We start from the raw sequence: 12,406 nt of genomic DNA on the forward strand, positions 1-12,406 counted from the left end.
ACTCCTTTCCGTGCGGAAAGGAGTGAGGTGCCAGGGAAACAAAACGGATGCGCAACAACATGCAAGCCGTACTGCTTGACCCTCATGCTGGCCTTAGCGGGCACGACAACAACCCAAGAAAGGTTACGGAGGCTGCCGAGTATCTTAATTTCCGTGAGCGGTCTAACCACTCTTGCGCTCACTTAGAAACTTACCCGGAATCCCGCCGACGCCAGCCATCCGCCAGCCATCGCGTCGGTGCGGGACACACGCCCCGCTTCGGCAAACGCACTCCAGGACCCCGCGAACACCATTCGCACACCGGCAATCGCCTCGCCCGTCGTTGCGTGACGCGTCGGCAACACCACGGGCACCGAGCCGCCGTCGAGCGAGGCGGTCATATCCGGTCGATCGCCTACCGTGTGCACTACCGATACGCGCGCATACACATCGCCGGCAACGGCCGGTGATAGGGAGAAGGTCTTGCCGAGCAATACGCCTGCGCGCGTCAGGAAGGTGCGGTTGCTGTCCACGTCAACGCGTACACGGTTACTAGCGGAGTAGGCACTGCGGCCGATAGAACCGTATGCGGCTTGCACTTGCGGTTCGATGTAGCCGCCGCGTTCGCCCTGAAAGCGCCGGCCCGTGCGCACAGTCACGCTGGCGGCGCGCGCGTGGTAGCGGCCGGAGGCCATGCCCAGCACATCCCGCGCGGTGTAGCTATCGCTTAAGCGACCCACGCGAGCTACGGCGTCGACGAACATGCCGTTGCCGGCGTTCCATGTCCCGTAGAGCCCCACCGAGTTGCCGCGCAGATCGGCGGCACCGCTCTGCAGATCCGCACGAGACTGCATGTGCGTGTAGATCAGGCCGACAGTCCTTCGTCCGTAATCGAAATCCGCATTCCACTCCGTGCCCGCCGAGGCGCTCGTGACGCTTTGGCGGTAGGTGCGTCCATTGCTGCCGTCACCTTTCAGGTTGCCGCCATCCACGTCGGCCCAGAATGTGGAACCGCCCGGCGTCTCGTCCACGCGCAATGCATCGCTGCGGCGAGAGATCGCACGTTCGTCGATCTGCCAGAGGTTGGACATCGCGAGCGTCGCATCGCCCGCCACCAACACACCAGTGGAAGGCGCGATGGCCAACGTGCCGGCAGAGGGTACGACGGGCGTAAGCGTCACGCCGCCGGTGGTGCCCGTCTGGGTGCCCGTGCCGGCATTGCCGCTCGAGGGCATCGTCGTCGTGCTCGGGCTACCACCACCTGATGAGGCCGGCGGCGGGACGCTTCCACCGGTATTCGAGGCTGCGCCGAGAATGTCGATGCCGGTGAGCAATATCTGCTTGCTATCCGCGCTTGTCTGCACACGCGGCACATAGGAGAAACGCACCAGCGCATTCTCATACGCTGTACTCCACTGCCCGGCCAACCCTGCGGCGGCCTGAAACGCTGCCGTGCCACTGGCCGCTGCACTAGCATCCACGATGGCGATCGGTCGAGCGGCGGCAATAGTGGTGCCGCTCTGCAAGGTCAAAGCGTTCACCCAGGAGGTGTCATCCAGCACCGGGTCATAAGCGATGCGTACCTTCTGCGTGCCCTGGGCCACGAACGAGCCGATGCCGCTGCCGAGGGTCACCTTGTCCGCCTGCCCGCCACGAATATCGCTGAGCAACGTAAAGGAGGCGCCATCGGCGAGGTTCACCGAGGCGCCGCCTGTAGTGCTGTCGATGCGCAAGGTGCGAAAGCTGTGCGCTGGCACGCTACTGGGTGCGAACGCGCCCCAGCTTGCCGCCAGATCGATGGCACCGCCTACGCCGATGGCGAGGCTGCCTTTGCCGAAGTCGGTGTCGAGCGTCCCGCTGCCGGTCGGTATCCAGCGAGCGCCATTCGCGAAGGACAGCACGGGGATGCCCGCGCTGTAGGTTGCCGTGCCTGAGTTACCGGCGCCGCCGAGTACCAAGCCTTTGAGGAACGACGAGCCTCCTTCAAAATTCAGCCGTGTGGTGCCGGTGTACAGGATGCTGGTGGCACTGGTCAGATTGCGCGTCACCACATCGCCATCCACATCCATCAACTGGCCGCCGGCCTGATTGACATCCAGCAAGGCGTTCTGCCCATCCACAGCGGCATTCCAAATAGCGTAGCGCTGCCCCGTGCCGTTGCTCGTCACGGCCACATCAAGCCCACCAGCCATCATGATGCTGCCGCCGTTGTTAGCGATACCGTAGCCGTCGCAAGCCGGGCAGTTGACGTTTGCCCGCAGCACGATGGGTTTGACGGCGCTCGTAAAAGACATCACGCCGCTATTGTTGATCGCATAGCTCTCGGTGACGCCGGTGACGCGGGCGTCCACGGCGCCGGCCAGGGTCATGGAGCTACCCAAACCGTACATGTTGCTCAGCGCGGTGGGCAAACCGAACGGCGTGTAGCCGGTCCCGTTAGCCACCGATACCGTAAGGTCGCCGCCGACATAGAAGCGCGAAGTGCGGTGGGTATTGTCGATACCGAAGGCCGAGCGCGGCCCGGTGGCGGTGACAGTGGCATTGCCCGCGATGGCGAGATTGCCCTGGTTGCGGACGCCCATCACCGTCGAGCCATTGGAGGTGGCCGTGATGGAGGCGTTGCCGTTGATGGCAAGCTTGGTGTTGACGTTGTCGTTATAGATCCCATGAACGTTGTCGCTGGGCCAGATGCCGTAGCCTGTGACGTCGACGTCGCCGTTGAAGACGACATTGCCGCGTCCGCCGCCGGAGTTATAGATACCGGCGGTGTTGGCGCCGCGGCCCTTCGAGACGATCGTCGTCTTGCCGTTGACTGTGAGATTGCCCTGGTAAATCCACACCCCCTGGCTATAGGCGGGGGTCGAGACGTCTACGGCAAGGTCGCCATTGAAGGTGGCCGCGCCCTGGATTACACGCACGCCTTGCGCTTCGGAACCGCCTTCGTTGTGATCGGTCACCCAATGCACGGCGGCGTCCGCCTGAGCATGCACTGAGGTGGCACCGTTCACCGTGAGTCCGCCACCCGCTTCCACATCCACGCCGTAAGCAGTGCCCCAAGTGCCAGTGCTGTTTCTGTGCGCCGACACATTGAGCGTGCCTTTGCCGTCAACCGCGACCTGCAGAACCGTCAGGCGGCTGTGGTTGTCCAGTAGCACGCCATTCGCGTTGTCCTGGGTGGTCTCGACAGCGATGCCGTCGCCGGACGCGAGGGTGTAGACCAGGTTGCCGGCAGCGTCGAGGCGAGTGTCGTAGTTCCCATCCGTACCTGCCGAGCCCGTGATGGGCTTGTCGTAATGCGTCGCCGAAGCCGCCTTGGATACAGTGGTGGCCGCGAGCACCGTGAAGATGGACATCGACAGCAGCAATCGCTTCCGACTGGCCACAGCCCGTGCGTGCTCGGTCAAATAGTTCTCGTGAATGGATTGCCGCCACGCTTCGGGAAGCCCCTCAAATAGCGCGGGCGACCGTCGGTAGAAGAGCCAGAGCTCCGTGCCCGGCATACTGCTCCGCCGCCGACTCATATCTGCCCCGTCCATCGTTCCCCCCATCGAGATTAAGCGCACCCTTGGCCGACCCGGAGGGCCGCCCCTTGGCGTTGTTGATCGCAGACGGCACCGCTCGGGTACCGCGTTTATCGCTGCCGACGCATACCCTTGCGGGCGAGCGGCACGCCCCCTGTAGAGCGCGGTCGACACATCCTCGATGCATGCTTAGTAGCGCGCATCGCCTTTGCAAGATAGCGACGGACGCGATTCGAATCATGGGGGGTTACTTCGGCGGCGTGAGGGAGCGCACATGCCGGTGAAAAACCATAATCGCGATGATGAATATCTGAAATAAGCTGAGGCGAGAGGCGCAGAAGACGCTGAACTTCGTCATGCTGGCCGAACGATTCCATCAATCTATTGCATCGTTTCATCCCGATCACAAAAAATCGAAAATCCATCTGAAGAATTTAGGCATTTTCAGACGATTCGCCACATGCGAGGCTCTATGTTCCTCGGGTGATCGCAGGGTAGGAAATGAAGCGTCTTTTGCTTGGCGTGATTGGTTGGCTTGTCTTCTCCATCGCGCATACCTCTGTAGTCGTCAAAGAACTCAGCTATCGCGGCGACGATGATGGCCCAGCTCTTTCGCGTACGCAGTATCGCAATCCGGTACTAGCTGGCTTTTATCCCGACCCGTCGGCGATCCGAGTCGGTGACGACTTTTACCTGGTCAACTCCTCGTTCGGCTACTTTCCTGGCCTGCCTGTTTTTCACAGCCGCGACCTGGTGACCTGGATGCAGATCGGCAATGCGATCGACCGCCCCAGCCAGATCGACTACGGCCGCAACGAATTGACCCGTGGCCTGTTCGCCGCCTCGATCAGCCATCACGACGGCACGTTCTACATTACCAATACCTGTTTCTATTGCGATGGCGGCAACTACGTCATCACCGCAAAGAATCCAGCAGGGCCATGGTCGAATCCTGTTTGGCTGAAGTTCGAAGGCATCGATCCATCGCTGTTCTTCGACGAAGATGGCACCGCCTGGCTGGTGAATAACGGCGTGCCTGAAGGCAAGCTTCGCTACGAAGGCCATCGTGCGATCTGGATCCAGCAGTTCGACGTGGCATCAATGAAGCTGATCGGTCCGCGCAAAGTGATCGTGGACGCCGGCGCGAATCCCGCAAAGAATCCAGAACACGTCGAAGGCCCACACCTATTTCGGAATCGCGACTATTACTACCTGATGGCAGCCGAAGGCGGCACGGGTGAACAGCATGCCCAGATGATTTATCGCAGCCGCACGATTACCGGTCCGTACGAGACCTGGGTCGGCAATCCGGTACTGACCCAGCGCGACCTGCCCGCCGATCGTCCCCATCCAGTGACCTCGGCGGGACACGCGCAGTTTGTCGAACTGAAGGACGGCTCCTGGTGGGCCGTGTTTTTGGCCACCCGCCCCTATCGTGGCAATCACTACAACCTCGGACGCGAAACTTTCCTGTTACCGGCGACCTGGCAAGACGGCTGGCCGGTGGTTCTGCCGCACGGCGAGCCCGTCCCTCTCGTGGCGAAGCGCCCCGCCCTGCCCCACGAGCCAATGACAGCACCGATGAATGGCCCCTTCCATTGGAGTGAACACTTCCAGGCATCGGCATTGCCAATGCAGTGGATGACGATCAACGCTCCGCACAAGCCTTGGTATGTCACGGGCGCTGATGGACTCCACATCGAGCCATCGATGACACCGCTGGGCGACTACAAGTCGGGTCAGCCGGCCTACATCGCACATCGCCTGCAGCATCATCGTGCCCGCATTAGCGCCACTTTCGATCTACGCAAAATGGATCCCGCTGAACAGGCAGGGCTCGCACTACTGCAGAACGAAACACACTTCTATGCCGCGGGACTGACGAATGACATATCCGGCCGCTCAGTTGTGTTGTACATGCGTTCCAGCAAGGACACCCCGGCTACCGGAGCCGCCCTCGCCCGCATCGCCCTGCCAGGCGACACCACGTCGATTTCCATCCGTTTCGAGCTGGACGGTCCGCGCCTCGATGTCTTCTACGCCCTGAAGGCGGACGACTGGCATCCGTTACGACAGGGGCTGGATGCCAGCCTGCTAAGCACGGCAAGCGCTGGTGGTTTTACAGGCGTGACGTTCGGCCCCTACGCCTATAAACCGGCAACTGACTCAGGGATGGCAGGTCCCGCGGATTAAAGTCAGATTCGCTCGTCAACGACCCGAGCTGAATCTGACTTTACTTCTCTCCCTCAGGCGGCTTCTTTTTCCAGCAGGAAATCCAGCACCGTGCGTACGTAGGTGTCTGGATGCTCGATGTTGGGAAAATGGACGGACGGCAGCATCACCAGGCGCGCGCCCGGCACGGTCGCAGCGATGTGCTCGCCATGGCTTGGAAGCGTGACGGTATCGTCCGTGCCTGCGATCACCAGCGTGGGGCGGTTGATGAGCGCGATCGTTCGCCGCATGTCGTTGTCGCGCACCGCAGCGTAGCAACCTGCCAGCCCCTTTGGAGGGGTGGAGAGCAGCATGTCGCGAAACGGCTCAATGGCGGGGTGCTTTGCTTCAAACATGTGGGCCGGGAACCAGTTGGCCAGGAAGGCCTGCGCTACAGCAGCCATGTCGGGCGATGTCTGCAATGCGGCGATGCGTGCATCGAACTCTTCGACAGGCCCCAGGTGGGCTGATGTGTTGCTCAAGATAAGCAGGCCGATACGATCCGGCGCATGGATGCCCAGCCACTGTCCTATCAGGCCACCGAGCGACAGGCCGAGGAAGTGCGCACGCTCGATGCCTAGGGCATCAAGCAACTCGATGACGTCGCGACCGAGCCGGTCCATCGAATAGCCGCCCTCGGGAGCATCCGATTTGCCGTGGCCGCGAGCGTCGTAGCGCAGTACACGAAAGTGCTGGGTCAGCGCGGCTATTTGCCCATCCCACATCTGCAACGTCGTGGCGATGGAGTTTGACAGGACGAGTACGGGCTTGTTCTCGTCGCCGTCGACGCGATATGCCAGCCGGTATCCGTCGCCGGTGGTGATGAAAGTGGTGTCATTCATGGCGCTTTGCTCCTTGGGTTGGGGATGGGGTGCGGCCGCGCTTGAAACTTTACATAAGCGCTTATATATTTGTCTACATGATGCCCGGACTCGGAACGCAATTACGCCATTTGGTCGAGCTGCTCGACGGAGCCGTAGAAGAGGCTTATGTCTTGGCGGGGCAGCGTTATCGACCGCGATTCACGCCGGTGATGCGTGCCTTGCTGGTGTGCGAGCCTTCCACGATCGGACAGATTGCGGAGGCCGCGAAGATCACCCAGCCTGCGGCGACCCAGACCGTTGCCTTGATGATTAAAGAGGGGCTGCTCGCCTCCGAACCCGGTCCGGTCGATGGTCGCCAACGACTGATCCGTCTATCAGCGAGCGGTCGCGCGATGCTGCCGCGACTGCGCGAATGCTGGAAGGTAACGCAGTTGGCCGCAGAAAGCCTCGATGCATCGCTACCGCGCCCCCTGTCGCAGTCACTTGACGAGGCGATCGCAGCACTGGAGGTGGAATCGTTCGCCAAGCGGATAGCGAAAGCACGCACGCAACTATCCGGTGCGGAGCCTCCATCTGATAAGGGCGCCACAGGGAAGCGTAATACAGGCGCAGGCAAGCATGCCGCGAAGAAGAAACGGGCGGGTGATGCATGACTACCGTCTCGCGTAAGCACGGCACCTAGCGAGCGCTCATAGCAAGGACTGTCCTTCCGCGTCGCGAACAGTGAGTACGATCTTGCCGATGTTTTGATTGGCTTCCATCACATGCTGTGCCTGGACGACCTCGACGATGGAATGGACGGCGTGGATCACGGGGCGGATCTCGCCGCGTGCCAGAGGCTCCAGCCAGCGCCGACGGAAACGTTCGTTCACCCCGCGCTTTTCTGCCATCGGGCGCAGCCGCAGCGATGAGCCCTTGATCTGCAAACGGCGCTCGATGACATGAAGCAGATCGATCTCCGCCGACAGCCCGTCAAGCAGGCCGGTCGCCACCATGCAGCCGCCCAGACGCAATGCGTGCAGATTGCGATCCAGATAGGCGCCGCCGACGAAATCCAACACCACTGAAACGCCCTCGCCTTCGGTCAGGCGTAATACTTCGGCGACGAAATCCTGTGTCTTGTATTCGATGGCGGCCACGGCGCCGAGCGCATGCAGCGCCTCGGCCTTGCGCGGCGAACCGACGGTGCAGATCGGCAAGGCCCCGGCGTGCAGAGCCATCAGTAGCGCGGTGGTGCCGATAGCGCTGGCGCCCGCGTGAATCAGTACGTGGTTGCCGCGCGCGAGCCCGCCAAGCTCGAACAGAGTTTCGTTACAGGTCAGGAAAGATTCGGCAGTCGCCGCTGCCTCCTCGAAACCGACCGTCTCGGGAATCGGGTTAGCCATGCCGTGGTCAAGCAGACAGAACTCCGCGAAGCCGCCGCCCTCGACGACGCCATAAACGCGCTGCCCCTTGGAGTAACCGGTAACGTTCTCGCCCCAGGCCTCGACGGTCCCGGCGATCTCGATCCCTGGGATGGTGGACTGCCCGGCGGGAATCTCATACTCACCCTCACGCTGCAGCACGTCACCGCGATTGAGCGCGGTCGCATGCACCTTCACTAGCAGCGCATCCGGCGTGCATACCGGCATGGGCAGCTCGCGCCGGGTGATGACCTCGCATCCGCCCTTGCCTTCGTAGACGATTGCTCGCATAGCGCTAGTACCCCGCCAGTCGTTCGGTGTCGTTACCGCGCGTGGGTACGAGGAAGCTGCGTTCAAAGGTCAGGAATACCTCGCCCGTGGATAGCAACCCCCGCGTCTGACAGGTGACGATGCCGGTGCCTGGTCGCGATTCGGACAGGCGCTTGTCCAGGATGCGGCTCTCGGCATACACGGTATCTCCGGCGAAGACCGGATGCGTAAGGCGGATCTTGTCCCAGCCGAGGTTGGCGAGGGCGCGGCCGCTGGTGCTGCGCACGCTCATGCCCGAGATGATGCTGAAGGTCACCAGGCTGGACATCAGCGGTCGTTGCCATGGCGTGTGCGCGCAGTATTCGGCGTCGATATGCAGCGGCGAGGGGTTCATGCTGAATCCGGCCATCAGCAGGTTGTCCGATTCACTCAGCGTGCGTCCCGGCCGGTGTTCGAAGACATCGCCAGGACGGAAGTCGTCGTAGCAAAAACCGATCACCTCGCGGTAACGATTCTCGCCGACGACTTTATAGCCCCATAAGCGCTCGTCGTGGTCCATAGGCAGTCTCTCCGAAGGGTGCGATCAGTGTGGTGTTGCGAAAGCGCTTCTTGATGGGAGAAGCGCTTCGGCCGGGAATGCGATGGTGCTAGGCGCTGACCATCAGCGACTCCACGGTGTTGCAAAAACTGACGAGGCGATCGGTTTCGAGATCCGCGCGTAACATGATGCGAACCCCGGCAGCCCCACGCGCGACGATGGGGAAGAACACGGCGGAGCAGTAGTAGCCGTTGCGATAGAGTTCTTCGGACAGGCGCACCGCCAAGTCTTCATCCCCCACTTCGATCAGGCGAATCGGCAAGCCGTTGCCGGAGAAACGGGTGGGAAAGCGTTGGTCGAAGTAGTCGATGTTCCGGCGCAACTTCTCCTGTAGCTGCCCAAGTTCGGGCGAGCGATGCAGGTCCGCGCTGGCCAGGCACGCGCCCGTGGCGGCCACGTCGATGTTCTGCGACCAGGTAACAGGCCCCGCGTTGCGGTACAGGAACTGGAAGTCGCGTTCATCGCCAAGCATGGCCACGCCACCCGAAGCCCCGAAACCCTTCGCCAACGAGCCGACGATGAGGGTCAGGGGATTCATTTCGATGTTGGCGCGCACGTAGCCCTCGCCGCGCGGGCCTTCGATGGAGAGCGAGTGCGAGTCGTCGAAGTACAGAAAGAGCCCGTAGCGGTTCTGCAGATCGAGCAGCCCTTCGAGGACCGTGCGTCCTCCCATCGAGTAGGCCCCGTCGGCGACATAGGCCACGCGCGGGTACTTCTTGCAGATGTCTTCAAGATAATTCAAATCGTTGTGCGGGCAGTTCAGCACCAGGCTCTCGTCACCGCAGATCGGCTTGATGTAAGCCATCGAGAAATGACAGAAGCGATCGAAGACCATGACACGCGGGCCGCCGGCGCCACCGATATGCCCGGAGGCGATCAAGGGCAGGATGCCGGCTGTCAGCACGCTGCAAGACACGCCGGGCAATGCAGGTGCGCGGTAGAGATCGCGCAGGCTCTCCTCCAATTCGACCAGCAGGTTCAATCGGACGCGTATTTCCGCGATCGATAAAGCGGTCGTTCCTGTCTTGCGCAGTGCGGTCACTGCGCCTTCAATGATGCGCGGATGGTGGTTGAGGCCCAGGTAGGAACAGGAACACAGCAGCGTGAATTCGTGCCCTGTTTCGCGGACGATGAGGCGGTCGTTGGATTCGTGATCGACATGGATGTCGAGCAGGCCGCTTTCGGCCGCGCGCAGCCAGACCCGTTCGCCATGGGCGAGCATCGCCTCGGCGTTGCGGTAATGATGAGGGCCGACGATATCGCTGGGATCGTTCTGGTTCATTTCAGTCTCCCGTTGGATGTGGTGGTGTTGCCGTCGCCACGGGTTGCGGTCGTCGGCTCATGGGATGCGTGTTGCACAAATGCGCTGCGAAAAATTCATCCGCGCTCCAGTGGCAAGGTCAGGCAGTGCGGCCCGCCGCACCATGGCCAGAGATCGCGGCCGTTGAAGGTTTGCACCTTGGCGCCGCAGGCCTCCAGCGCTGTCTTGGTGCGTGGCGCGCCTTCGTAGGCGAGCACGTGTCCGGGCGATGTCGCGACGAGGTTCGATGCCTGCTTCTGGTGTTCGGCGAGCACGATGCGGAAGAAATGCTCCATGTCGAAACCGTCCGTGGGACCGCCGACAAAGGCCACCTGCCATCCCCATGGGCGAACCAGGTCGACCAGCTTCAATCTTCCGATGGTCGTGTCCTCTTCGCCGCTGCCGGCGCGGAAACGGCGAACCCATCCGATGTCCGCCAGAGATGAAATGGCAGCCCTCGCCTGCTCCGCGTCTACGGTCGGCTCCAACACCAATCCTTTCAGGAAGCGGGTCAAGGGATCGTTGTCCGCGTACTCGGCCTCCAGAAAGTACGGCAATGCGACGGCGAGCTTGTCATCGACGCGAGTGAAACAGGTGTCCAGGTGGAGGAATAGTTGCATCAGCAGGTCGTAGCTCGGCTTCCAGCGCACGGCATCGCCCTTGCGCATCTGCACGGTAATGACATCCATCTGGAGCCGTCTGGCCAGCAACGGCGCGACGCGTGGATCAGTGCAATGGCCGACACCGACCATCAGTGTGCGTTCGTCCACGACCTGCAGATCTCCACCCACCAGGCAGAGCCCCTCCTCCATGCCGTCGAACACGACGGGATAGTCGCGCAATGAAGGCGCGAACTCCGTGGCGAAGCGCATCAACGAGGCCTCGCCGCGGCGGGAGGGCGAGGCGAAATTGCCGAGTACCAGCCCGCGCGGCGTCATCACCGCCACGTCGCGGGTGAAGGTGAATCCGAGGCGATGATCGACGATGTGGCGATAGACGCCCTCGGCATCGGTCTGAAACTGCACCTGCCTGGTGCGGGTCAGCAGTGTGGCGCCGGTGATCGAATTCGCCAGGGGGGCGAGCCTTGGCATAGTGGCGCGCAGCCAGGTCGTGAACTGCCCGCTTGCCCGAGCTTCCTCGATGGCGTCATCCAGCAGTTGCTCGATCGAGAGCACCTCGGCGCCGGAGGCGCGCAGCAGGCGCTCGAACTGCTTGTGTTGCGATGCCGCTTCTACGGGCGGCGGGTTGTAGTCCAGAAAATTACCCGTGGCGACCTCGAGATGATAATCGGTCGGCGACGGCGCATTCACGATCACGCGCCGCAGCGGGGCGATATCGGACACTACATACGGTGATGTCGATACGCTGCTTTTCGGATATGGAATTCGAGGTGCCTGTTGCATGATGCTCCGCTTGTCTTCTGCCTGCCTGTCGTAATGGCTTGAAAAAAGGCCTTAACTTACGCATCGAACTCGTACAACAACCGCTGCGCCGCTTCGATAAATGGTGCCCCCACGGCCATGCCATCCACCAGGCAGATGCCGCGGCCGCCGCTGCTTCCGCTGGCATCGACCACGCGCCGGGCATGCTCGATGTCCGTGCTGCTGGGGGAGAACACTTCATTGATGATCGGTACCTGCCGTGGATGCAACGCCGCCATGCCACCGTAGCCAAGATCGTGGGATCGTCTGGCCGCGGTCACCAAGCCAGCCGTGTCGACGACATCGAACCAGGGCGAATCGATCGGATGCAGGCCGGCGGCACGGGTGGCTGTGACCAGGCGCGCGCGCGCGTGGTAGAGCGAGTGCCAGTCGAGCGAGGTGCCTACGCTCAGTGCGAAATCGGCGGCGCCGAAGATCGTGGCGGTCAGGCGGGCCTGCGCAGCGAGAGTGCTGGAAAGGTTCTCCATGCCGCGCGCCGTCTCAATGATTACGATCAACTCGACCTGGTTACCCAGTAGGTGTCCGGCGATCTCCGCGTCGCGCGGCGATTCCACTTTCGGAATCATCACCACGTCCGGGCCATACCTGCATTCGCGCAGGGCCAACAGGTCCAGCAGTCCATCGGGGCTGCCCAGATTGTTGATTCGCACCGCGCGCCGGCACGGCACTTCGGAGGGTGCCGAGAAGAAAGCCACGGCACGGGCACGGGCCTCGGCCTTATAGGCCTGGGCCACGGAGTCCTCGATATCGATGAGCGCGAGATCCGCGTCCAAACTCGTCGCCTTGACCGAGCGTTCGGCCACCAGCGCTGGCGTAAAGAGGATCGATCGACAGTAACGGCTGAACTTGTTCATTCGT

Annotated in this window: 9 protein-coding genes; 2 read left to right on the forward strand and 7 right to left on the reverse strand. The window is 62.0% G+C overall.

Annotated features, from left to right (window positions below; all coding sequences use genetic code 11):
• Positions 1-182: 182 nt before the first annotated feature.
• The gene (locus DVJ77_RS17325) at positions 183-3,332 is read right to left on the reverse strand and encodes an autotransporter outer membrane beta-barrel domain-containing protein (protein ID WP_162791543.1); all 3,150 of its coding nucleotides are present in this window, start codon (positions 3,330-3,332) and stop codon (positions 183-185) included.
• Between the two features lie 669 nt (positions 3,333-4,001).
• Between DVJ77_RS17325 and DVJ77_RS17330 the strand changes: the two genes are divergently transcribed.
• Positions 4,002-5,693 carry a glycoside hydrolase family 43 protein gene (locus DVJ77_RS17330; RefSeq protein ID WP_114846781.1) on the forward strand — a complete coding sequence of 564 codons (1,692 nt, stop codon included), beginning with the start codon at positions 4,002-4,004 and terminating at the stop codon, positions 5,691-5,693.
• A gap of 53 nt (positions 5,694-5,746) precedes the next feature.
• On the opposite strand, the gene pcaD is transcribed toward DVJ77_RS17330, so the two are convergent.
• Positions 5,747-6,553 carry a 3-oxoadipate enol-lactonase gene (pcaD, locus tag DVJ77_RS17335; RefSeq protein ID WP_114846782.1) on the reverse strand — a complete coding sequence of 269 codons (807 nt, stop codon included), beginning with the start codon at positions 6,551-6,553 and terminating at the stop codon, positions 5,747-5,749.
• A 41-nt stretch (positions 6,554-6,594) separates the two neighbouring features.
• On the opposite strand from pcaD, the gene DVJ77_RS17340 reads away from it, so the two are divergent.
• Positions 6,595-7,188, forward strand: a complete 594-nt coding sequence (locus DVJ77_RS17340; protein WP_225428063.1) for a MarR family winged helix-turn-helix transcriptional regulator — start codon at positions 6,595-6,597, stop codon at positions 7,186-7,188.
• Positions 7,189-7,224: 36 nt separating this feature from the next.
• On the opposite strand, the gene DVJ77_RS17345 is transcribed toward DVJ77_RS17340, so the two are convergent.
• The 5 genes from DVJ77_RS17345 to DVJ77_RS17365 all read right to left on the reverse strand — a co-directional run bounded on the left by DVJ77_RS17345 (position 7,225) and on the right by DVJ77_RS17365 (position 12,402).
• A complete protein-coding gene (locus DVJ77_RS17345) occupies positions 7,225-8,229 on the reverse strand; it encodes an NAD(P)H-quinone oxidoreductase (RefSeq protein ID WP_114846784.1) in 1,005 nt (334 codons plus the stop codon).
• A 4-nt stretch (positions 8,230-8,233) separates the two neighbouring features.
• Complete coding sequence (locus DVJ77_RS17350; RefSeq protein ID WP_114846785.1) at positions 8,234-8,767, reverse strand: MaoC family dehydratase; 534 nt, start codon at positions 8,765-8,767, stop codon at positions 8,234-8,236.
• Between the two features lie 88 nt (positions 8,768-8,855).
• On the reverse strand, positions 8,856-10,088 hold the full coding sequence (locus DVJ77_RS17355) for an aminotransferase class I/II-fold pyridoxal phosphate-dependent enzyme (RefSeq protein ID WP_114846786.1): 1,233 nt from the start codon (positions 10,086-10,088) through the stop codon (positions 8,856-8,858).
• Between the two features lie 95 nt (positions 10,089-10,183).
• Positions 10,184-11,449 (reverse strand): arginine deiminase family protein, encoded by a 1,266-nt coding sequence (locus tag DVJ77_RS17360; RefSeq protein ID WP_162791544.1) that lies wholly within the window; start codon positions 11,447-11,449, stop codon positions 10,184-10,186.
• A gap of 116 nt (positions 11,450-11,565) precedes the next feature.
• Positions 11,566-12,402, reverse strand: a complete 837-nt coding sequence (locus DVJ77_RS17365; protein WP_114846788.1) for an HpcH/HpaI aldolase/citrate lyase family protein — start codon at positions 12,400-12,402, stop codon at positions 11,566-11,568.
• Between the last annotated feature and the right edge of the window lie 4 nt (positions 12,403-12,406).

Origin of the sequence: Dyella tabacisoli (assembly GCF_003350925.1) — a bacterium.
Taxonomy (GTDB): Bacteria; Pseudomonadota; Gammaproteobacteria; order Xanthomonadales; family Rhodanobacteraceae; genus Dyella_C; species Dyella_C tabacisoli.

Coding starts and splice junctions, on each gene's coding strand:
- pcaD (WP_114846782.1), bottom strand. CDS start 6,553: ATGAATGACACCACTTTCATCACCACCGGCGACGGATACCGGCTGGCA.
- DVJ77_RS17355 (WP_114846786.1), bottom strand. CDS start 10,088: ATGAACCAGAACGATCCCAGCGATATCGTCGGCCCTCATCATTACCGC.
- DVJ77_RS17325 (WP_162791543.1), bottom strand. CDS start 3,332: ATGTCCATCTTCACGGTGCTCGCGGCCACCACTGTATCCAAGGCGGCT.
- DVJ77_RS17350 (WP_114846785.1), bottom strand. CDS start 8,767: ATGGACCACGACGAGCGCTTATGGGGCTATAAAGTCGTCGGCGAGAAT.
- DVJ77_RS17330 (WP_114846781.1), top strand. CDS start 4,002: ATGAAGCGTCTTTTGCTTGGCGTGATTGGTTGGCTTGTCTTCTCCATC.
- DVJ77_RS17345 (WP_114846784.1), bottom strand. CDS start 8,229: ATGCGAGCAATCGTCTACGAAGGCAAGGGCGGATGCGAGGTCATCACC.
- DVJ77_RS17365 (WP_114846788.1), bottom strand. CDS start 12,402: ATGAACAAGTTCAGCCGTTACTGTCGATCGATCCTCTTTACGCCAGCG.